21 protein-coding genes are annotated in these 22198 nt (G+C 48.4%); 12 read left to right on the forward strand and 9 right to left on the reverse strand.

The genetic code is table 11. The features are described from left to right. Positions 1–468: 468 nt before the first annotated feature. Positions 469–1674 carry an MFS transporter gene (locus tag JJQ88_RS03250; RefSeq protein WP_210364309.1) on the forward strand — a complete coding sequence of 402 codons (1206 nt, stop codon included), beginning with the start codon at positions 469–471 and terminating at the stop codon, positions 1672–1674. Positions 1675–2097: 423 nt separating this feature from the next. Here JJQ88_RS03250 and JJQ88_RS03255 read toward each other — a convergent pair whose 3' ends face one another. Both JJQ88_RS03255 and JJQ88_RS03260 read right to left on the reverse strand, forming a co-directional pair. Further along, positions 2098–2370, reverse strand: a complete 273-nt coding sequence (locus JJQ88_RS03255) for a hypothetical protein (protein WP_210364310.1) — start codon at positions 2368–2370, stop codon at positions 2098–2100. 467 nt (positions 2371–2837) lie between these two features. After that, the gene (locus tag JJQ88_RS03260) at positions 2838–3329 is read right to left on the reverse strand and encodes a cytochrome c-type biogenesis protein (RefSeq protein ID WP_210364311.1); all 492 of its coding nucleotides are present in this window, start codon (positions 3327–3329) and stop codon (positions 2838–2840) included. A gap of 232 nt (positions 3330–3561) precedes the next feature. On the opposite strand from JJQ88_RS03260, the gene JJQ88_RS03265 reads away from it, so the two are divergent. The 3 genes from JJQ88_RS03265 (at position 3562) to JJQ88_RS03275 (ending at position 7659) form a co-directional block, all read left to right on the forward strand. Continuing rightward, positions 3562–5853, forward strand: coding sequence for a glycoside hydrolase family 65 protein (locus JJQ88_RS03265; RefSeq protein ID WP_210364312.1), 2292 nt, complete (start codon positions 3562–3564; stop codon positions 5851–5853). 43 nt (positions 5854–5896) lie between these two features. Then, complete coding sequence (pgmB, locus tag JJQ88_RS03270; protein WP_210364313.1) at positions 5897–6571, forward strand: beta-phosphoglucomutase; 675 nt, start codon at positions 5897–5899, stop codon at positions 6569–6571. Between the two features lie 191 nt (positions 6572–6762). Next, the gene (locus JJQ88_RS03275) at positions 6763–7659 is read left to right on the forward strand and encodes an NAD(P)/FAD-dependent oxidoreductase (protein WP_210364314.1); all 897 of its coding nucleotides are present in this window, start codon (positions 6763–6765) and stop codon (positions 7657–7659) included. 175 nt (positions 7660–7834) lie between these two features. Here JJQ88_RS03275 and JJQ88_RS03280 read toward each other — a convergent pair whose 3' ends face one another. Continuing rightward, complete coding sequence (locus JJQ88_RS03280) at positions 7835–9379, reverse strand: FAD-dependent oxidoreductase (RefSeq protein ID WP_481748274.1); 1545 nt, start codon at positions 9377–9379, stop codon at positions 7835–7837. A gap of 182 nt (positions 9380–9561) precedes the next feature. On the opposite strand from JJQ88_RS03280, the gene JJQ88_RS03285 reads away from it, so the two are divergent. The 8 genes from JJQ88_RS03285 to ybaK all read left to right on the forward strand — a co-directional run bounded on the left by JJQ88_RS03285 (position 9562) and on the right by ybaK (position 17345). Next, a complete protein-coding gene (locus JJQ88_RS03285; protein ID WP_210364315.1) occupies positions 9562–10896 on the forward strand; it encodes a UDP-glucose dehydrogenase family protein in 1335 nt (444 codons plus the stop codon). Positions 10897–11431: 535 nt separating this feature from the next. Further along, a complete protein-coding gene (locus JJQ88_RS03290; RefSeq protein WP_210364316.1) occupies positions 11432–12310 on the forward strand; it encodes a branched-chain amino acid ABC transporter permease in 879 nt (292 codons plus the stop codon). After that, complete coding sequence (locus JJQ88_RS03295) at positions 12311–13345, forward strand: branched-chain amino acid ABC transporter permease (protein WP_210364317.1); 1035 nt, start codon at positions 12311–12313, stop codon at positions 13343–13345. Then, entirely contained in the window at positions 13338–14120 is a 783-nt protein-coding gene (locus JJQ88_RS03300) for an ABC transporter ATP-binding protein (RefSeq protein WP_210364318.1), read from the forward strand. Before JJQ88_RS03295 ends, JJQ88_RS03300 begins: the two co-directional genes overlap by 8 nt. Then, on the forward strand, positions 14117–14854 hold the full coding sequence (locus tag JJQ88_RS03305) for an ABC transporter ATP-binding protein (RefSeq protein ID WP_210364319.1): 738 nt from the start codon (positions 14117–14119) through the stop codon (positions 14852–14854). Before JJQ88_RS03300 ends, JJQ88_RS03305 begins: the two co-directional genes overlap by 4 nt. 53 nt (positions 14855–14907) lie before the next feature. Then, positions 14908–16074, forward strand: a complete 1167-nt coding sequence (locus JJQ88_RS03310) for an ABC transporter substrate-binding protein (RefSeq protein ID WP_210364320.1) — start codon at positions 14908–14910, stop codon at positions 16072–16074. A 204-nt stretch (positions 16075–16278) separates the two neighbouring features. Further along, positions 16279–16680 carry a hotdog fold thioesterase gene (locus JJQ88_RS03315; protein WP_210364321.1) on the forward strand — a complete coding sequence of 134 codons (402 nt, stop codon included), beginning with the start codon at positions 16279–16281 and terminating at the stop codon, positions 16678–16680. A 188-nt stretch (positions 16681–16868) separates the two neighbouring features. Continuing rightward, positions 16869–17345, forward strand: a complete 477-nt coding sequence (gene ybaK, locus JJQ88_RS03320; RefSeq protein WP_210364322.1) for a Cys-tRNA(Pro) deacylase — start codon at positions 16869–16871, stop codon at positions 17343–17345. A gap of 322 nt (positions 17346–17667) precedes the next feature. Here the strand turns inward: ybaK and JJQ88_RS03325 are convergent, their stop codons facing one another. From JJQ88_RS03325 to JJQ88_RS03350, 6 genes are read right to left on the reverse strand one after another with little or no spacing between them, the layout of a single operon-like run. After that, the gene (locus JJQ88_RS03325) at positions 17668–18360 is read right to left on the reverse strand and encodes a SurA N-terminal domain-containing protein (protein ID WP_210364323.1); all 693 of its coding nucleotides are present in this window, start codon (positions 18358–18360) and stop codon (positions 17668–17670) included. 7 nt (positions 18361–18367) lie between these two features. After that, complete coding sequence (locus tag JJQ88_RS03330) at positions 18368–18730, reverse strand: FixH family protein (protein WP_210364324.1); 363 nt, start codon at positions 18728–18730, stop codon at positions 18368–18370. Then, on the reverse strand, positions 18727–19398 hold the full coding sequence (locus JJQ88_RS03335; protein ID WP_210364325.1) for an ABC transporter ATP-binding protein: 672 nt from the start codon (positions 19396–19398) through the stop codon (positions 18727–18729). Before JJQ88_RS03335 ends, JJQ88_RS03330 begins: the two co-directional genes overlap by 4 nt. Next, positions 19395–20192: an ABC transporter permease gene (locus tag JJQ88_RS03340; protein WP_210364326.1), complete on the reverse strand. Its 798-nt coding sequence runs from the start codon at positions 20190–20192 to the stop codon at positions 19395–19397. The genes JJQ88_RS03335 and JJQ88_RS03340 overlap by 4 nt, the downstream gene beginning before the upstream one ends. Further along, entirely contained in the window at positions 20189–21508 is a 1320-nt protein-coding gene (nosD, locus tag JJQ88_RS03345) for a nitrous oxide reductase family maturation protein NosD (RefSeq protein ID WP_210364327.1), read from the reverse strand. Before nosD ends, JJQ88_RS03340 begins: the two co-directional genes overlap by 4 nt. Beyond that, entirely contained in the window at positions 21505–22077 is a 573-nt protein-coding gene (locus JJQ88_RS03350) for a hypothetical protein (RefSeq protein ID WP_210364328.1), read from the reverse strand. Before JJQ88_RS03350 ends, nosD begins: the two co-directional genes overlap by 4 nt. Positions 22078–22198: the final 121 nt, after the last annotated feature.

Below are 22198 nucleotides of genomic sequence, written 5' to 3' on the forward strand. Positions count from 1 at the left end.
GGCGGTGCGACAAATGGTGGGTCAGCCAAGGGAAATCCACGGCGGTGCGGCAAATGGTGGTGCAGCCAAGGAAAGCCCGCGGAGGTGCGGCAAATGGTGGGTCAGCCAAGGAAAGCCCACGGTGGTGCGGCAAATGGTGGTGCAGGTAAGGAAAGTCCACTGCGGTGCAGCAAATGGTGGTGCAGGTAAGGAAAGTCCACGGCGGTGCAGCAAATGGTGGTGTAGGTAAGGAAAGTCCACTGCGGTGCAGCAAATGGTGGTGTAGGTAAGGAAAGTCCACGGCTATCCAGCGGTGGGTGCAGGCAAGGAATGGGTAGGGATAAGGGAAGTTTGTACAAAAAAGGTAAACAATTATTATGACAGATGTCAAGACAAGTGGTAATATTAGATAGTTGAATCAATATAGTCTGTTAAAATCAGCGAACAACGGGAAACTAATGGTATCGTTTCTATGAGCAGGAGGACAATATGGGAAAAACTCAGGAGATTTCAGAGAAAAAACTGCTTGGGATTGCTGGACTTGGCTGGATGTTCGATGCGATGGACGTAGGCATCCTGTCCTTTATTATCGCTGCCCTGAAGGTGGACTGGGGTTTATCTGCCCAGCAAATGGGCTGGATTGGCAGCGTGAATTCAATCGGAATGGCGGTCGGCGCCCTTGTTTTCGGCTTGCTGGCAGACCGGATTGGCAGGAAAAATGTCTTTATCATTACATTATTGCTCTTTTCAGTCGGCAGCGGTATTTCTGCGATGGCGACGACATTATCATTCTTCTTGCTGTTGAGATTCCTGATTGGGATGGGACTTGGGGGAGAACTGCCAGTTGCTTCGACACTTGTATCGGAAAGTGTGCCGGCCGAGAAACGAGGCCGTGTCGTCGTACTGCTTGAGAGCTTCTGGGCAGGAGGCTGGCTGATCGCCGCGCTGATTTCTTACTTTGTCATTCCAAAATTCGGCTGGCAAATGGCCTTGATCTTGAGCGCGCTACCAGCCTTTTATGCACTGTACCTGCGGATCAACCTGCCGGACTCGCCGCGCTTCCTAGCGGTTAAGAAGCAGGAAAGGCTGACCATCATGGAGAGCATTGCCGAAGTTTGGTCACGTGAACATGTAAAGAGGACTGCGATGCTTTGGATTTTATGGTTTACCGTCGTGTTTTCTTATTACGGCATGTTCCTCTGGCTGCCCAGCGTGATGATCATGAAGGGTTTTACGCTCATCAAGAGCTTCCAGTATGTCTTGATTATGACACTTGCCCAGCTGCCTGGATATTTTACCGCAGCATGGCTGATCGAAAGAGCGGGCAGGAAATTCGTGCTTGTAGCCTATCTGGTAGGGACGGCGCTCAGTGCCTATTTCTTCGGTACGGCCGATTCATTGGGGCTGTTGATCACAGCTGGAATCCTTTTGTCTTTCTTCAACCTGGGGGCATGGGGCGCGCTCTACGCGTACACACCTGAGCAGTATCCAACTACAATCCGCGGGTCCGGTGCCGGGATGGCAGCTTCATTCGGCCGTGTTGGCGGAATCATCGGGCCGCTGATGGTGCCTTATTTATCAGCCCAGGGATTATCGATCAATATGATATTCACTGTCTTTTGTATCTCGATCCTGATCGGCGCCGCAGCCGTCCTGTTCTGGGGAAGGGAAACGAAGCAAACAGAGCTAGCCTGAACCTCTATTTGAAGCAACAGCCCGAAATCAGTCCTCTCGGATGAGCAAAAAATCCAGCATGGAAGAAAGCTTCCGGCTGGCCAAATTGGGATGATACCGGTGCAACGAGGATTAAAATTAGTCCAACTGGGATTAAAATTGCTTCAACTAGCAATAAAACGGGTCCAACTGGGATTAAAGTCGCTTCAACCAGCAATAAAACGGGTCCAACTGGGATTAAGTTGCTTCAACCAGCAATAAAACGGGTCCAACTGGGAATAAAGTTACTTCAACAAGCAATAAAAAGGGTCTAACCGGGATTAAGTTGCTTCAACTAGCAATAAAAAGGGTCCAACCGGGATTAAAGTCGCTTCAACCAGCAATAAAACGGGTCCAACTGGGATTAAATTGCTTCAACTAGCAATAAAACGAGTCCAACCGGGATTAAGTTGCTTCAACCAGCAATAAAACGGGTCCAACTGGGATTAAAGTCGCTTCAACTAGCAATAAAACGGGTCCAACTGGGAATAAAGTCGCTTCAACTAGCAATAAAACGGGTCCAACTGGGAATAAAGTTACTTCAACTAGCAATAAAACGGGTCCAACTGGGAATAAAGTTACTTCAACTAGCATTAAAACAGGTCCAACTGGGAATAAAGTTACTTCAACTAGCAATAAAACGGGTCCAACTGGGAATAAAGTTACTTCAACTAGCAATAAAACGAGTCCAACCGGGATTAAGTTGCTTCAACTAGCAATAAAACGGGTCCAACCGGGATTAAGTTACTTCAACTAGCAATAAAACGGGTCCAACTGGGATTAAGTTGCCTCAACTAGCAATAAAACGGGTCCAACTGGGAATAAAGTTACTTCAACTAGCAATAAAACGGGTCCAACCGGGATTAAGTCGCTTCAACTAGCAATAAAACGGGTCCAACTGGGAATAAAGTTACTTCAACTAGCAATAAAACAGGTCCAACTGGGATTAAAGTTTCTCCAACTAGCAATAAAACAGGTCCAACTGGGATTAAAGTTGCTTCAACTAGCAATAAAGCCGCTCCACAGGGGACAAAAGCCGTGCCAACACTAATTAAATCAATTCAACCAACAAAAAAGTTCGCCATCGTGACTGATTTGGCGAACTTTTTTTATCTTTTTTAATGCGTTTTCATCGCAACAGTGTGCTACATATACTTCTTCCGTTCTGCTTCGATCATGGAAGACAGGATTTCCTGTTCCGTTTCGCTTTCTTCCGGCGCGATAGATGTTTCTCCGGCAGGGATACTCCGGTTCCGCCATTTTTTCAGGATGAAAACAATGAACACTGCGGCAACGAGCAATAAAACAAATGGAGTGATCCAGAGAGTCAGGTTGAAGCCTTTTTGGGGCGGGGCCTGGAGAGCCTGTTCTCCGAGGTTTTTGACATAATAATCGATGACTTCATCCTTCGTCATGCCCTTTTGCATCATTTCCGCTATTTCATCATAGTAAAGTTTCTTGACCGAGCAGTTGCTGACATCATGGGTGCCATGCCCTTCCATTGAGAGCATGCTGACGACAGCCTGGAAGTCAGGCCTGCCGAAATCAAAGTCCTTGGTGGCTGTTTCCTCTGCAAAAACATTGAATCCGGCCAATAACAGTATTCCTACTACCACAATTTGTCCGAGGCGTCTCATGCTCTCTCTCCTCCGCTATGAGTCATTTCAAAAATATTATATATCTTGAAGGCAGCGGTGCCACCTTCATTCTGTGGCGAAATCAGCACGATTTATTGGCCGGCCAGCACTTCGTATGGAAGAGTCTTTCCAATTGCCACAAAAATAACATGAATGGTTTGATCATTTTTCCACTGATTCGTGATATAATAGTGCAAACGTTTGTACAACTTCTTAAAGGGAGACAAAAGCTATGAAAAGGTTATTTGAGATTGATAGCTGGAAAATCATCGAAACCGAATTGCACAAAGAAGATTTCCGTCTCGCGGAAAGCATCATGAGCCTTGGCAACGGCCATATGGGGATGCGCGGCAACTTTGAAGAATCATATACTGGCGACTTCCATCGGGGGTCCTATCTTGCAGGGGTCTGGTTTCCGGATAAAACGCGTGTTGGCTGGTGGAAGAATGGCTATCCCCAGTATTTTGGCAAGGTCATCAACTCCATTAATTTCATTGGCATACGAGTGTTCATCGATGGGGAAGAACTCGATCTTAACAAGTCAGAGGTTAAGGAATACTACCGTGAGCTTGATATGCAGCATGGTGTGCTGACAAGGATGTTCACAATTGTCCAAAATGGCAAGGAAACTGGAGTGGAAGTGACCCGTTTCCTGTCTGTCGCTGACAAGGAACTTGCGGCGATCCGCTATTCCGTGACCGCGAAAAACTATAATGGAAACATTACCTTCATTCCTTATCTCGATGGGGATGTCCGCAATGAAGACTCGAACTACGAGGAAGACTTCTGGTATGAAGTAAGCAAGGATGTTTCGGAATATGCCGGCAGCCTTGTGATGAAAACGAAAGACAATCCATTCGGCGCGCCGACTTTCCAGATAGCGGCAACTATGCAAACGGTTGTCGACGGAGAAGTTTCCAATGTGGAGGCGAACCATCAAGAAGAATACGTTGAAAACGTTATCCAGGTAAAGGCGGAACAGGGAAGAACAGTGTCCCTGTACAAATATATCGCAGTCACGACAGACCGTGATCATGAAAGCAGCGAGTTAACCGAAAAAGGCAAGGAAGTCATCGGCCGGGCTGTTGAAAAAGGCTTTGGACAGCTGCTGGATGAGCATAAAAATGGCTGGCTAAGCCGCTGGGAAATCGCGGATGTTGAAATTTCCGGGGATGACGAAGCACAGCAGGGAATCCGCTTCAACCTATTCCAGCTGTTCTCTACCTATTATGGGGAAGATTCACGTCTCAACATCGGCCCTAAAGGCTTCACCGGTGAAAAATACGGCGGCGCGACTTACTGGGATACAGAGGCGTATGCGATACCTCTATACCTTTCCACTGCAGAACCCAAGGTTGCCCGCAACCTGTTGATCTATCGCCACAATCAGCTTGCCGGAGCTTACCACAACGCAAAGCAGCAGGGGCTGAATGGCGCGCTTTATCCGATGGTCACTTTTACAGGGGTGGAGTGCCATAACGAGTGGGAAATAACCTTTGAAGAAATCCACCGCAACGGCGCGATCGCTTATGCCATCTACAATTACGTGAATTACACAGGTGATAAAGACTATCTCCATGAATACGGGATTGATGTCCTTGCGGGTATTTCCCGTTTCTGGGCAGACCGCGTCCATTTCAGCAAAAATAAGAACGTATACATGATCCATGGCGTCACCGGCCCGAATGAATACGAAAATAACGTCAACAACAACTGGTATACTAACCGGATCGCGGTCTGGAGTCTCCGCTATACGCTTGAGGTAATCGAGTTCCTGAAACAGAATGGCCATCAAGAACGTGTAGCCTCCCTTGATTTTACCGGGGAAGAGCTTTCGAAATGGCAGGATATCATTGAGAAGATGTATCTCCCGTACGACGAGGAAAGAGGCGTGTTCGTCCAGCATGATACGTTCCTTGATAAGGAGTTGAAACCGGTTGATGAACTGCCGGCTGAAGACCGCCCGATCAACCAGAATTGGTCATGGGATAAAATCCTCCGCAGCTGCTTCATCAAGCAGGCGGATGTCCTGCAGGGCCTGTACTTCTTCAACCATGAATTCACGGAAGAAGAGAAGCGCCGCAACTTCGAATTTTACGAGCCGATGACTGTACATGAGTCTTCCTTATCTCCGAGCGTGCACGCCGTATTGGCAGCTGAGCTTGGCATGGAGGATAAAGCGTACGAAATGTACCACCGCACGGCGCGGCTTGACCTTGATAATTACAACAATGACACGGAAGATGGGCTGCACATCACAAGCATGACAGGAGCATGGCTGGCGATTGTCCAGGGCTTTGCGGGGATGCGCACAGCGGGTGAATCCCTGTCATTCGCACCATTCATCCCGAAAGCATGGAGCCAGTACAGCTTCAAAATCATTTACCGTGATCACTATCTGAAAGTGGAAGTGAACCAGGAAAGTGTCATCCTCACACAGCAAGGGCCAGAGCTGGCCATGAAGCTGTACGGAGAGAAAGCCATCATTCCGGCTGATGGGACCATTTCTGTTAAATTGAAATAAATGTTTTGGAGATTTTCACGTCTCCTTGAGAGGAGCAACGAACATGACAAAATCAATTGAAGCATTCATTTTTGACCTTGATGGTGTTATCACGGATACGGCGGAGTACCACTTTTTAGCCTGGAAAGCACTTGCGGAGGAGTTGGGCATTGTTTTTACCCGTGAGGACAACGAGGATCTGAAAGGCGTTTCCAGGATGGACTCGCTTGAAAAAATCCTCCTGCTTGGCGGGAGGGCTTCTGACTTCAGTGATGCGGAAAAAAATGAGCTTGCTGCCAGGAAGAATGGGCATTACGTGGAACTGATCCAGGACATCACACCTGCAGACCTTTTGCCAGGCATCAAGGAGCTGATAGCCGATATCAAGGCAAACGGCCTCAAACTGGGGCTCGCTTCTGCGAGCAAGAATGCCTTCACTGTTATGGACTCGCTTGGCATGAAATCACAATTTGATTGTATCGTCGATGCGAGGACTGTAGTGAATGGCAAGCCGCACCCTGAAGTATTCCTGCGGGCTGCGGAAATGCTTGGCGTCGAGCCAAAATCCTGCATCGGGATCGAGGACGCGGCAGCAGGCGTACAGGCAATCAAATCAGCAGGCATGTTCGCTGTCGCAATCGGACCGAAGGAAAGCTTCAAGAATGCAGACCTCGTTTATGCGAGTACAGCAGAGCTGTCACTGGATAAAATATTGGAAGCCTGCAATCCTTCATTTTGACAAGACCCGGCCGGGATATGGCCGGGTTATTTGCTTCTTAAATGATCAAATTGTTTTGATGATCAACCCTCGTGATTCTTCATAACCAAACTGCTATCTTCTGCTCGCCGTACATTTCCCTTTTATCTGGATTACACTTCCTTAAAAAGGGAACTATGCTACTATACTCTTTTTACAGGATGGTGTTTTGTTTGATGTATGATTGCCTGATCTTAGGGGGCGGGATTGCCGGATTGCAGGCGGCGATCCAGCTCGGACGGTATGACCATAAAGTATTGGTGCTGGATGCTGGGGATGGCCGGTCGGCGATCTGCCGGAGCTACCATAATATCCTCGGCTTTCCGGAAGGTATCAGCGGACCGGAGCTCAGGGATACCGGGCGGAAGCAGGCAGAGAAGTACGGTGTCGAATTTGTCTTCGGCAAGGCGGCAAGTGCCGAAAAAAAAGAAGAAGGCTTTGCCGTCCAGTCTGAGAGCGGCGAATTATACAGGGCGAAGCGGCTCTTGCTGGCTACCGGGATCATGGACCGGATTCCGCCGTTTCCGGAACTGCTGCCGACACTCGGGATGAGTGTCTATGTCTGCCCTGATTGCGACGGATACGAAGTCAAGGACAAATCGATTATCGTGATGGGGTCAGGAAAGCCAGGAGCGAACATGGCGCTGACCTTAAGGTATTTTACCGACAGGATCACATATGTTAATCATGAGCAGGTTGAGCTGGGCGAGGAAAAACTCGCTGCACTCAAGGAAAAAGGGATCCGCTGCGTCGAAGGGCCGATCGAAAAGGTGCTCGCCGATGGACCTGATTTCCGGGGGGTCGCCCTGGCGAACGGGGAGACGCTGACGGCTGAGCGCGGTTTCATAGCCTTTGGCGGCAATGAAGTGAAGTCACATCTCGCAGAACAGCTGGGAGTGGAACTCCATAAAAACAAGCATGTGCTCGTTGACCCGCGTACAAAGATGACGAATGTCGAACATGTCTGGGCTGCCGGTGACGTCGTAGCCCATTCGGAACAGACGACAATCGCGATGGGAGACGGGATGCAGGCCAGTATCTGGATCCACAAGACTTTGCTCGAGAATTGACACATATGCGGGAAAGCCGCCACTCTCGAGAATTGACACATATACGGGGAAGCCGCCACTCATGTAAGTGGCGGCTTTCATGATAGCCTTCGAAGCCGGATGAGCCGTAGGACACCGATCAAAGGATCGAGCCAGCCTGCCATCAATCTTTCGCTGGCAGCCAGGCACCTCCGCTTCAATCCTCCATGTCTATCTTTTCCAATGGCAGTTCCGCTGGTCCTTCGACGACCTCTCCTCTGTAAGAGAAGCGGGAACCGTGGCACGGACAGTCCCATGTCCGCTCGCCGTCATTCCATTTCAGTTCGCAGCCCATATGTGTGCATGTCGTATCGACGACGTGGAGCTGGCCGTCCACATCACGGTAGGCGCCCGCCCGTTGGCCATTGACTGTAACTGCCGCACCTTCGTCATTCCGGAGGCTTTCCGGATTGGCGGATGGACGCTCGAATTTTCCTTTTACCAGTTCCTTGGCGACATTCGCGTTATCGACAATGAAGTTCTTCAATTGTGGATCAGCATTGAAACGCTGCGGATCAAATAGATCTTTGTAAGGGTTATCCTTTTTCAGGATAAGGTCCGTCATCAATAGCGCAGCATTGATGCTGTTTGTCATTCCCCATTTATTGTAGCCGGTGGCCACATAGATATTGTCCGTACTTGCGGAATAATTCCCTACAAAAGGAATCTTATCCTGGGTTGTCGGATCCTGGGCTGACCAGCGGAACGGGATTTCCCTTATTCCGAATGTTTGGGACGCGAAAGCCTCCAGGGCTTCGTAATACTGATGCGTATTCGTGTCATGTCCCGTTATGTGGCTGTCTCCGCCAAAAAGAACGAGGCGCTCTCCGTCCCAATCCGTGTAGCGGAGTGAGCGGGTTGGCGTTTCAGCATTGATGAACATGCCGCCAGGATACTCTTTTTCCGTTTTGACCGCAAGCACATAGGAACGCTTGACATGCATACGCGAAAAATAAAAACCTTTTAAATCATAAAAAGGAAAATGGGAGCTGATGATCAACTGGTTGCAGTGGACCCTGTGATTGTCCCTTGTCGTCACAACAGGCTTGTTGCCTTCTTCCATATCGACTGCTGTCGTGTTCTCGTAAATCTGTCCGCCCATTTCCGTAAAGGCCTCGACCAGATGCTTGAGGAATTTCAGCGGATGGAACTGTGCCTGGTTCCGCATGACAACAGCCGCCTTAGCCTCGATTGGAATTGGGATTTCGGATACGTATTCTCCTCCGGCCACGCCGAGTTTCTCGTAAGCCTTGAATTCATTGAGAAGTTTGTCCATTTCCTTTTGCGAATTCGTATAGACGTAGGCGTCTTCCTCAGTCAAGTCACAGTCGATTTGCTGTTCCTTGACGAGTTTCTTGACGAATTGCATGGCTTCATAGTTCGCCTGGTAGTAGAGCTTTGCTTTTTCCTTGCCAAAGTGGCTGATAAGCTCATCATAAATCAAGCTATGCTGGGGAGTGACTTTTGCAGTCGTGTGTCCGGTTGTCCCATTCAGGATGGAGCCGGCTTCGATGACGGCAGCCTTGGCACCGGCTTTTGCGAGTAAATAGGCTGATGTCAAGCCAGTGATTCCGCCGCCAACGATGGCAACATCGACATCCAGGTCCTCTTTCAGCTTCGGGAAAGAAGGGAGTTCAGTGCTCTTTCGCCAATAGGGTTCAGGAAAACGCGGCATTCTTGCATGAAATTCGTTCATCGACAAATCCTCCTTGAATCATCTTCATACTTGCTATTTTTCCGCTGGAATGAAAAAACATGTATGGAAGCTGTTTTTCTTTTACCCTGCCTCGATTGGGACTAACAAGTTTTTGCCAAATGCACCTATTCACCGGGATTGGACAAAGCCGTGATAAAATAGGGAGAGAAAAGAAAGGAAGGGCCTAAATGAAAATTACAGTTGTTGGGACTGGGTATGTTGGCCTTGTCACTGGAGTTTCCTTTGCTGAAGTCGGTTATGATGTGTTCTGTTATGATCTTGATGAAAATAAAATAAACATGCTGTCAAAAGGAAAATGTCCGATCTACGAGCCGGGGCTAGAGGAAATGCTTCAAAAAAACCTGTCGGCTGGCAGGATTTCTTTTACCGGGGATCCTGCTGAAGCGTATATGGAATCGGAGTTTATTTTCATAGCGGTCGGGACACCTGAAAATCCAGATGGATCTGCCAATCTGGCTTTTTTGGAGGAGGCAGTCGAAGAAGCTGGGCGTCACCTAAGTGATGACGCCATTATTGTCATCAAGAGCACCGTTCCTGTCGGTACAAGCGAAAGGATGGCCGCATTGCTGGGGCAAACAGTATCTGAAGGAGTGGAGGTGAAGGTCGTTTCGAATCCGGAATTCCTCCGCGAGGGATCGGGAATTCTTGATACCTTCCATGCAGACCGCATCGTGATTGGCGCCGCAGACCAAGAGGCGGGCAGCGAGGTCGCCCGTCTTTACGGGCCCTTCAAGGTGCCAGTGCTCCAGACGGATGCCCGCAGCGCCGAATTGATCAAATATGCCTCGAATGTCTTCCTGGCAACGAAAATCAGCTTTATCAATGAGGTTGCCAATCTTTGTGAACTTACCGGAGCCAATATAGAGGATGTCGCACGCGGAATGGGGATGGACCAGCGGATCGGCAGCCAGTTCTTGAAGGCTGGGGTTGGCTATGGCGGCTCTTGTTTCCCGAAAGATACAAAGGCATTGGCAACGCAGGCCGGGAATTACGGCTATGACTTTAAGATTCTCCAGTCAGTGATCGAGGTGAACAGCAGGCAAAAGCAACAGCTCCTGACGAAAGCAAGAGCTTTGCTGGGGAGCCTGGAAGGAAAGCGGGCTGCCGTGCTCGGATTAGCCTTCAAGCCACATACTGATGATATCCGTGAAGCGCCGGGAATCGAGCTTGTGGGGCAGCTCCTCGCTGAACAGGCGGATGTTTCTGTGTATGATCCTGCAGCAGCGGTTAACGCACGTGAACGGTTTGGCGATAGGCTATATTACGCTTCAGGAATCGATTCAGCCATCAAAGGGGCGGATCTTGCCTTCATCATGACGGAATGGCCGCAAATCGTCCATTACGAGCTAAAGAACTTCAAGCTGTTCATGCGGACACCGCTCATTTTCGACGGCAGGAATTGCTATGGGCTGGAAGAGGCTGAACGGGAAGGCTTGATGTATGTTTCAGTCGGAAGAAAGGCAGTATCGGTGAAAGCCCAAATCGATCGTCTGGAGTTTTGACGGGGAATATTTTTAAAATATGTGAATTCATCTCAAGAGAAGGCCGCCATCCCGGAAAGGATGGCGGCCTTTCCCTTTGCTGCAGATTGAAAAATCTTATGTCTTGAATATATTTAAAAAATAATCCATAGAGAAGAAAGGTTGCTGGACAGGTAAATTCAACTGCTATCATCCGTAAAATTATTATGCTGGAATAGAGGAGTAAATTGAATATAAATAATATTTTGAATATTATTGACTTTTCATTTTATTCACGTTAAATTTAGTGTTAAATAATAAGACGGAAAAATGATGTATCGGCTATATTACGTCATACATTTATTTTATCCAATAAACCCCATCTTTTTATCGAATAGTTATCATAGCGATTTTTGGAATCGTTTACAACGAAAGGAGGAATTGGTTTTAAGGCTTGGACAGAATGGGAATAGCTTGCCTGGAAGATGGCTTGGGAATTTGAGGAAAAGTATAACTAGAAGTTTGATATTCGTGTTTTTTGAGTGATAATACTGATTTGGGTGAGAAGGGTGGTTTAATGAACGATTCGATTCAATTTCTAATTTCCGGAATCACGATAGGGAGCATTTATGCGATGGTCGCCCTTGGTTTTGTCACGATATACAGCGTGACAAAAGTAATCAATTTGGCGCAGGGTGAATTTGTGATGCTCGGCGGGATGGTGATGTTTTCACTGGTCAATATGGGGATTCCGTACCTTGTTGCCTTCATTTTGACGATTGCCGTTGTAATGGGCATTGGCTGGCTGCTTGAGTGGGCGGTCATCCGAAAAGCAAAGGGTGCTGATCCGCTAAGCTTGATTATCTTAACGATTGGGACGGCGATTTTTATCCGGGGTATTGCCGGCATGATATGGGGCAAAGATTCTGTGAAAGTAGCACCTTTTTCCAGTGACCAGCCCATAAATGTTTTCGGGGCCTCCGTTACGCCGCAAAGTGTATGGGTGATGGTCTTCATGGTGCTGACGGTGGGAATTCTCTACTTTTTGATTGAAAAAACGATGGCAGGAAAAGCATTTCGGGCATGCTCAGTCAATTCCGAAGCAGCAAGGCTGATGGCCATCAGTCCATGGAAAATGTCATCCATTTCATTTGCCATGAGTGCTGCCCTCGGCGCATTGGCCGGACTTGTCATTGCCCCGATTCTTTTCCCTTCCTACGACATGGGTATCATGTTGGGGATCAAAGGCTTTTCCGCCAGTATCTTAGGCGGCTTAGGAAGTGCGCCTGGTGCAGTGATCGGCGGATTGTTATTGGGGATCATCGAATCACTGGGAGCAGGTTATATAAGTTCGGGGATGAAGGATGCGATTGCATTTGGCGTGGTGCTGATGCTGTTGCTGATCAGGCCCTATGGATTGCTGGGAGAAAAGAATGTGGGGAAGGGAGGGCTATAAGTGAAGCGTAAAGGTGTCCAGTCATTCAGCTGGAAAGGTATTTCAGCTTTTTCTGTATTTATTGTAGTCCTTCCATTTGTTTTTTCATCTTCCTTTTACATTACAAAAGCGACGTTTGCTGGAATCTATGCAATCGTTGCGGTTGGGCTCGGATTATTAATGGGGTTTGCCGGCCAGATTTCACTAGGGCAAGCTGCTTTCTACGGGGTTGGGGCGTATACGACAGCGATCTTGACGACTACATATGGACTGAACCCCTGGGTGACCTTCCTCATCTCCTTATTGGCCCCGGCTTTGATCGCCTATCTGCTGGGCCATACGATGGCAAGACTGCATGGCTATTACCTGGCAATGGCGACACTTGCTTTCGGAATTGTCATCCACGTGCTTTTAACTGAGTGGAAATCGGTCACCAAAGGGGCTTCCGGCTTTTTCGGAATCCCAAAGATCGAATTGTTCGGTTTTACTTTCAGGCAGGGATTGCCCTATTACTATTTAGTCTGGTTCTTCGCTTTGCTCGTGATCGTCATTGCGCTGAATATCATCCACTCACGTATCGGGCGTGCGTTGAGATCGATCCATGACAGTGAAGTCGCCGCAAGCGCGATGGGTGTCGACACAGGTAAATACAAGATGCAGGTGTTCATTATCAGCTCCATGTTTGCAGGCCTGGCCGGATGGCTGTTTGCCCATATGTCCTACAGCATTTCCCCGGGATCCTTCGGATTGAATGGGTCGATCCTGTTTTTGACGATGGTTGTCCTGGGTGGGGCAACAAGCGTGTGGGGAGCGGTCTGGGGGGCGATCCTGATATCAGTCATCAGCATATTGGTCCATACGGCCGGCTCTCATTTCTCTTTTATCACAAGTGATTCCGAACAGGTCCTGTATGGATTCATCATGATGCTGATTGTCATTTTCCTTCCTCAGGGATTGATCCCTGCTATTCGTCCGCTACTGGAAAAACTTGCCCACAGGATGAGGCTGCCAAACGTCCGAGGTGTCAGATCGGTAAAGGGGAATCAAAATGTCTAATTTGCTAGAGGTAAAGAATGTAACCAAACGTTTTGGCGGAGTTGTAGCGAATCGAAATGTTTCTTTTACGATAGAAGAAAAGAAGATTACTGGATTGATTGGCCCTAACGGAGCGGGCAAGAGTACGCTCTTCAACATGGTTTCTGCTGTATTCCCGCCATCCGAAGGGGAAATCTGGTTCCGGAATGAAAGGATTGATTCTTATCCGGCTTATAAAGTTGCGCCGCTTGGAATCTCGCGGACATTCCAGAATTTACAGGTGTTCAAGAAAATGACGGTAATCGAGAATGTCATGGTCGGATTGCATACCAGGACTTCGTCTGGTATATTGGCCGCCGCCTTCAGCTTTCCAAGCTCGAAAAAAGAAGAGGCGGAGATGTATGAAAAAGCGGTTGAAGCCCTTCGTTTTGCAGGGCTAGAGGACGATTGCGGGACGGTTGCTGCCAATTTGCCTCTCGGAAAGCTGAGGCTGCTCGAACTGGCGCGCGCCATCGCGACAGGACCTAAGCTGCTATTATTGGACGAAGTTGCCGCGGGCTTGAACCACCAGGAAACACTCGAAATGAGCAGGCTGATTTTAAAAACCAGAGAGCAGGGCATTGCTATTTTTGTAGTGGAACACGATATGGACTTAGTTATGGGGATTTGTGACAAAATCATCGTTCTCGACCAGGGAGAGAAGATAGCCGAAGGAGCTCCGAAATCGGTCCAAAGCAACCAGCGTGTCATTGAAGCCTACCTCGGTGCGAGTGAAGAGGAGGAGATGACAGTATGACATCAAGTATCCTGGAAATCAAGGATGTTTCTTTTAGCTATGGGCCGATCAAAGCGCTGGACAAGGTCAGTCTGGAAGTGAATCAAGGGGAGATTGTTGCGCTCCTTGGAGCCAACGGAGCCGGAAAGACAACGATGCTGAAGAATATCTCGGGACTTCTCAAGCCTTCAAGCGGCGGGATCTTCCACCGGGGTGAAGACATTACCCCGCTCGAAACGGAGGAAATCGTGAAAAGGCATTTGATTCTCGTACCTGAACATCGGCAAATATTCAGCACGCTGACCGTATTGGACAATTTGTATTTAGGTGCCTTCCATCATCATAGGAAGTCGGGGAAAAGCGAAATCGATTCCGCTGTCAAAAAGGTATTTGAGCTCTTCCCTATATTGGAGGAACGAAAGGAGCAATTAGGGGGGACGCTTTCTGGCGGCCAACAGCAGATGCTGGCGATAGCAAGGGCGATCATGGCAAAGCCTGGCCTGCTCCTGCTTGACGAGCCCTCACTTGGATTAGCTCCGTTAATCGTCAAGGAAGTCCTGGATTATGTAAAACAATTGCGCGATGAGTTTGGTGTAACGGTGCTGCTCATCGAACAAAACGTCAACGCATCTTTGAAGATTGCCGACCGCGGCTATGTCCTGTCACACGGCAGCGTCGTCAAGTCCGGGAAATCCCGTGACCTGCTGAATGATCCAGAAATAAAAGAGGCCTTCCTGGGCCATGCAGTATCATGATGTTTTTTAAAAAAATCAAATTGATGAATCATGAAGACGAAGGGGGTAATGTTGTGAGAAAGTGGTTGGTTGGCATATTGCTGATAGTAATTGTCGCCGGGATGGCTGGATGCAGCTCCGAGGCAGAAGGGGAAAGCGGAAAGAAAGTTTACAAGATTGGCGCAATCTATTCGAAAACAGGGCCTGGCAGCCCGCTTGGTGAACCGGAGTGGAAGGCGACGGAGCTGCTGGAAAAGCAAATTAATGATGAAGGCGGAATCAATGGGGTCCCAATTGACATTATTCTGGCGGATGACGAATCGACACCAGAAAAAGCAACTGAAGAAATGAACCGGTTGATTAATGATGAAAAGGTATTGGCCGTATTGGGTTCATCGACAAGCGGCGCCAGCCTGGCAATGAAAGGCATCGCGATGGATAGCGAAATCCCCTTGATATCTGCCGGCGCGGCAGTTGGAATCGTTTCTCCTGCGGAAGAATCGAAATGGGTTTTCAAAACTCCGCATTCTGATGCCCATGCCGTCGAAAGGATCTATATGTACCTGAAAGAGGAAGGTTTGACGGATATAGGCATTCTCGCCGATTCCAATGCATTTGGCGCAAGCGGGGTTGAGCAGCTGGAAGCGCTGAAAGGCGATTATGGCATCAAGATAGTCGCCAATGAGTCCTATAATACGGACGATGCCGATATGAAAACACAGCTGACGAAAATTGAAAGGTCCGGTGCCAAAGCAGTCATTGTCTGGGGCACGAATCCGGCACCGGCAATCGCAGCTAAAAACATGAAAGAACTTGGAATGGACATCCCGTATATCGGAAGCCATGGAATTGCCAACCAATCTTTCATCGACTTGGCAGGTGACGCTTCTGAAGGGGTCATCATCCCAACGGGCAAGTTATTATTCCCGACACAAATCCCTAAGGATGATCCGCAATCAGAGGTGATTACAAAATTCTATGATAGCTATAAGGAAAAATATGGAGGAGAGCCAACAAACTTTGGGTCGTATGGCTATGACAATGTCATGCTGGTGGTCGAGGCACTGAAGTCCGGAGCGAAAGACCATGAAGCCATCCGGGATTACCTTGAAAACAAAATAAAGGACCATGTCGGTGCTACCGGCATCTTCACCTTCAGTCCGGAAGACCATAACGGGCTGAAAGCGGATAGCATGGTAATGGCGGAGATAAAGGACGGAGCATGGACATATAAAAAGTAGGGCAGGATTTCGCAAAGGCTGGCTATTGTCAGTCTTTGCTTTTGATTGCTTGTTGGTTAGCAGCGGGAGGCGGGAAGACTTGGGCGGGATTAAGGGTCAGGGGAGCCCCCGGTATTGCTAGTGCAGAGGAAGCTCCCCGGCAGGCACGAGGGAAGTCAACAATCAAAGTTAACACAGCTTTTTAAAAAAACGGAGGTGCTAAAAATGAAAGAGACGGTCATGGAAAGGGTGTCATCGGATCCGTTTGCCCGTTTTTTGGGAATTGCCATCGAAGAAGTGCGAGAAGGAGAAGCAAGGGTATCCATCGTGATTAAGGACCACCTTCTGAATTTTCATGGCGCCGCGAACGGAGGCTTGATTTTTTCCCTGGCAGATGTGGCTTTTGCGATTGCCAGCAACTCCTATGGACAAACTTCAGTCGGCATCAATGTGAGCATGAATTATATGCTGGCAGCGAAGGAAGGAGATACCCTGACTGCGACAGCAGAAGAAGTTTCCGGGAATCCGAAGCTGGGGCTTTACCGGTTAACCGTCCGAAATCAGTATGACGAAATGATTGCCGTTGCAGATGGCATGGTGTATCGCAAGAAGGAACAGTTTGCCTGAATGCTGACTGTCAGGGACCGTAAGGGAAGGCCATCCGGCAACTGACTGCGGCGATCTGGGTTAATGGATCACAGGAACGGCTGTCAATCTAGACGGCCGTTTTCGATTGTTAGGAGCCAGGCTGATTGCCGCAGCATGCCTGAATACGGTAAAATGGTCGAAAATACCTTCCTTTAGGAGGAATCGGGATGGCCAAGGTCAAAACGAATGCGATGCGGATCCTCGATAGGCAAAAGGTGCCGTATGAAATCCTGAGCTATGAGGTGCACGATGGAAAAATCGATGGAATAACGGTGGCGGGGAAGATCGGCAAGGACCCGGCATATGTCTACAAGACGCTTGTCGCGGTTGGCGCGAGCAAAAGCTTATATGTTTTCGTCATACCAGTCGAGGCGGAGCTGGATTTGAAAAAAGCAGCGAAGGAAGCAGGCGAGAAGAAGATCGAAATGCTGCCAGTCAAAGACATCCAGAAATTCACTGGCTATATACGCGGCGGTTGCTCGCCAATCGGCATGAAAAAGAATTACCCGACGTTTTTGGACGCAGGTGCGGCGGAAAAGGATGCGATCATCGTCAGTGCCGGAAAAATCGGCTTCCAGATCGAACTCGCTCCCTCAGAACTCCTCGAAGCCACGGAAGGGGAGCTTGCTGAAGTAACGAAGTAAGAAACAAGACACCACGATGTGGTGTCAGGTTGGCGATGAATGAAGGTAGACTAAAAAACGGACACGTTAAATTAGACATAGCTAACCCTCAAGGGAACTAACTAATTCAGTTAGTTCCCTTTTCAATAAATCGTGCCCGTATTTGCTGTAGATCGTTCCCATTCCGCCATTCTGGAAGGCCGTTTGGGCACTAACCGGAAGGCCCTCCGGAGTAATCTTCCCATAATCGCTAATTTGGCCGCATCAAACGCAGGTTGCGCTTTGTCCTTGCAATCCATTCATCATGACTGTCCGTACATACTCACACTGCGATAAGGTGTTTTTATTTCCCTGCTGCGTTGATCTTCAAATCGAGGCTTCCGATTTGCGATTGGTATAATTCCTCATATTTCTTGGTCGTATCATAGGCAATCTCTTTCTCTGGTGCATTTGGTTTTTCCCTTTTGACATCCGTTTCAAGTGTTTCATAGATCTTCACTGTGAGCAGCTTTTCGGTAAAATAACGTTTCAGCCGGTTTTGGTAGGCATCCTCAGGGTAGGCTTTGACAAGCTCCGATGCTGGTCCGTATTGCTGCACTTTTTCCTCGAATTCTCCGATTGCTTTCTTGACCTCGCCGTCTGTCACATCAAGTCCCTTTTCCTTTGCCAGCAGGTACATCGAGTATTGCTCGATCATCTTTGAGAGATTGACATTGAAATTGTCATGGTACTGGAGCTGCTCATCCCAGTAAGCAAGTTTATCCTCCAATTCAGCGCCCTTAAGCTTTTGCTCGTCCTGCTGGCGGTTCAACTCGATTTCTGCCTTGTTCATCAGCTCGTGGAATTGAAGATCTTCATATGTCAGCACTTTGCCGTCAATCGTCACGACTTTATCATCAGCACTGAAGCTGGTATCCTCCTTGTCCGCAGAAGGCTTGTTTTCCTGTTTCGGCGCCGGGTCTGCTTTTTCCTGCTGGCAGCCCATGAGGATCAGGCTTGCTAGCAGCAGAAGGAAAAGGTTGTTCAATCGCTTCATTGTGTCATCATTCCTTTTCAACCTCGAATGTCATCACATGCTCAAATTTGCTTCCGTCCGCTTCGCCTTCAATATTGGCAATCCACTCTCCAGCCATCGGCAGCTCTGTGCTTGATTCGTAGAGGCCGTTGCCTTTGTCCGTAAAATCAACCTCGATCGACCCATGGTCCATTTTGGCCATTTCCAGGTAGGCGGTAAACTCAAGCCCAGCTGCCGGCTTGCCATCCTTTTGCACCTCGATGACGATAGGGGAGCTTGTGCCTGCCTGGTATTTCGGTGCTTCCTTCAATGTGAATTCGTAATCCGATCCGGAACTGCATCCGGTTAACAACAACAGCAATAGCATGAAAACCGCAATAGATTTCTTCACTTCGCAACCCCTCTTTTTAAGTGTTCCTCCATAAATCCATCGACAGTATACTTTGTCATTCTCCCATCCTCCAAAAATGCGACATGTGTGCAAATTTGCTTGATTTCATCCATATGGTGCGATGCCATGAAAATCGTCTTTCCTGACAGCGACTTGAGGATCTGCAGAATTTCCTCGCGGCCAAGCGGATCGAGTCCGCTCGTCGGTTCATCGAGGATGAGGACCTCTGTGTCATAATAGAGCATCACGCAAAGGCCAAGCCGCTGGAGCATGCCTTTGGAATAGCTCTTTACCTGTTGATGGCGGTCCTCCCACAATGAAACGAGCTTCAATTTTTCCTCGATTTTCCTGTCATCGATTCCATCCGTCCCCAATGATGCGAAGAACCGCATGTTTTCTTCCCCGGTGAGATGGGGGTAAAGGTGGAATTTCTCGGGAAGATAAGAAACGATCTTTTTCCAGTCGCTTTTTTTATTCGGGTAGCCGCCAAGCGTGATCGTGCCTTTTTTGACGGGCTGGAGGCCAAGGATCGAGCGGATCAGCGTTGATTTTCCCGCACCGTTGCGGCCGACGAGGGCACAATATTCATTTTTTTCGATTGTTAGATGAATATCCTTTAAGACTTGTTTGCTTTTGTATGACTGCGACAGGCCTTTGATTTCAATCATGATTTTTCCCCCTTGCTGCGGAACAGGATCGAAAGCTCGAAAATGACAATCAGCCAGACGGCCAGATCGATCAGCAGGAACTTCCAGGGTGCCAGCCACACCATCTTCTCCATTAGCCTTGACATGTGGTTGAGCGAGAACAATCCAAGCGAGGTTTCAAGATAGAATCGAAGTGTATGCATCGGATCTAGGAAGTAGAGCCAGGAGAATAGCCTGACATTTTCGTAGGAAACCGATGGGATCGCCTGGATGAACGCGAGATCGACCAGGAAAACGAACAGGAACCAGGTGAAGATCACCGCGCCGATCAGCTGCATTTTCGTCTGCGTGATATTTCCCAGGAACAAGCCAAGCTGGTTGAAAATCAGCAGCAGGGCAATGACGGTCGCAAGGAAATAAAGAAAGCTGGTGAGCTGGAATTGAAGGTACCATTTCATCACGATTGCTAGGATGAAGTACCAGGCTGTGAAAATGCCGATCACGACACTCTGGATGGCCATGCTTTTTTTCAGCAGCAGGCTCCGGTTGGATTCCTTCTTCGTCAGCAGGATCATCGATGTTTTCAGTTCTTTTTCCTGGAAAATCGAGAAGGAGGAAATGAACAGCGCCAATATTGGGATCAGCAAGATATTCAGGTCATAAAGCGAGAGAAGAAAGGCATCGAACCCAAGCTCATCTGGATATGACCGGGCTTCCTGCAAAAGAAAGAAAGAAGAGAGCATGACCATGGCCAGCCCAAGCCAGAGTCCTTTCCCGCGTGCCTGTTCAAGCCATTCCTTCCAAATGTAGTTCATGATAAACGACTCCTTCTTTTCTTGGTCAGCATCCAGCCTGCCATGGATGCGGCGGCGAGGACGGCCAGGGGAAGCCAGGGAATCTGTGCAGGTTCCTTCTCGCTGACGAGAGGGTATTCATCCTTGACCATCACTTTCTGGGTGCTTAGCACTTCGTTGATTTTTTCATGGATTTTGATTGCAGGGCTTTTCAGGAACAAGTAGGCCAATTCATTTTCCTCGACTAATTTATAGAGGGAGGATCTATATTCAACAGGTGAGTCGCCGATCTGGTCCTGGTCAAGGTCAAAGACAGGAAGATCCGTCCCCCAGTAGTTCCCCATCCCGTTCTGGTTCCATTGATTATAAGATTCAGGGCCGATTGTCAGTACATTGGCAATATTCTTCTTGAAATGGTTCTTTGTGAACACCTGCGATGTCGAGGTGGTCCATAGCTCGATGCCAATATCATTGTGGAAGAATTTATTGCCCTCAATCCGGTTTTGCGTGGATTGTTCCAAGTAGATGCCACGCTGGTTCAAGTAAAATTCATTGTCAAGGACAGTGTTGCTGCTGCTCGTCTGGATGATCAGCCCGAAGGAACGCGAGCCCTGGTTGAAGGAAAACTGGTTTTCTTTCAGTGTGATGCCCTGCGAGTGCATGATCGCTGCACCGCCTGTATTCTTGTTGAAGTGATTCCTGTAAAATTCATTATTGTTTGAGTACATATAATGCAGTCCGTATCTTGTTTCGCTTACTAGGTTGTTGCTGATTTTGTTGTTGTCGGCATACTCGACATATATGCCGTCCCTTGTGTTGGAGATGTTGCAGTTTTCTATAACATTATTGGCTGTCCTGACCAGCTGGATGCCGTTTCCCTGGCTTCCAAGCTTCCCGGTGCCCTGTCCAGTGACTTTGACATGATCAACAAGGTTATGCTTCGAACTATTTATATAGAGTCCATGGTAAACATCGTGAATAACTAGTTTAATAAATTGGTTGTTGTCTCCCATTGAACGGACACCGGAATATTCTTCATCCGAGCTTCGGTCCAGGCTGCCGTGTTCAATATTGAGGTTCTTCAGCGTGACATCCGAAGCCTTGATGAGGATGACATTCCCCGTGCCGTCACCACGGATGGTCGTTCCTTTCTTCCCGATGATCCTGATTGGTTTGGTTATGGTGATATTGCCTTCATACATCCGTCCCTCGAGCTCCAGTTCGCCGTTTATTGGAGTCCGATCAATCAACTGCTGCAGGCCGGCATCTGCCGAGACAGGCAGGGTGGAAAAAATCCAGACGCCTATCCCAACAAATAAGATGAGTAGTTTGTTCATTTTCTTCTCTCCAGCCAAAAAGGCAGGATGGTAAGGATGAAAGCTGCTCCAAGGATGAAGGAGCCTGTAGTGAAATAACTGTTTGTCACAAAGTTTGCCAGCGTGTTCTCTCCAATAATCGGCGGTACAAAAGGATCCAGCTCGATTGGTGCCTTCGGGTCAAGCTCGGTGCCGAATTTGGACAGCCACCTCTTCATGTCGTAAATGCCAAGCGCGCCGCCGATGGCTAGCAAACCAGCGGGAATGTACAGAAGGGCTTTCCTTCTTGCCAAAGCGATGATGACGAAAATGACAGCAAGGCCAATGATCAATCCCGGAAGGTATTTCAGCTCGGGAAAGCTCTCGTTGCTGAAAGGAGCCATGCCGATATAATGGTTCAAGCCATTGACGATTTCGATGTCTCCCTCAAGCTTGCTGGGATAGACGACAATATCAAGCCCTTCAGGGTATTGGGGCGCAAAGAATTTCATTCCCCACCAAGGGAATTTCATGGAGGCGAATAGCAGAGCCGCAGCTCCGATCAGGCTCAGCATCGAACCGACGGATATTTTTTTAGCCACTTTAACCATCTCCTATTTGCAAGCGGTAGCGCCTGATTTTTCCGTGGCAAAGGATTGGCGCAACTGCCAGTTTTAAAAGAGAGAAAAGGGTACCGGATTTCCGCCATACCCTTTTCTATGTCCAGCCGCG

Origin of the sequence: Bacillus sp. REN3 (assembly GCF_017912555.1) — a bacterium.
GTDB lineage: Bacteria > Bacillota > Bacilli > Bacillales > Cytobacillaceae > Mesobacillus.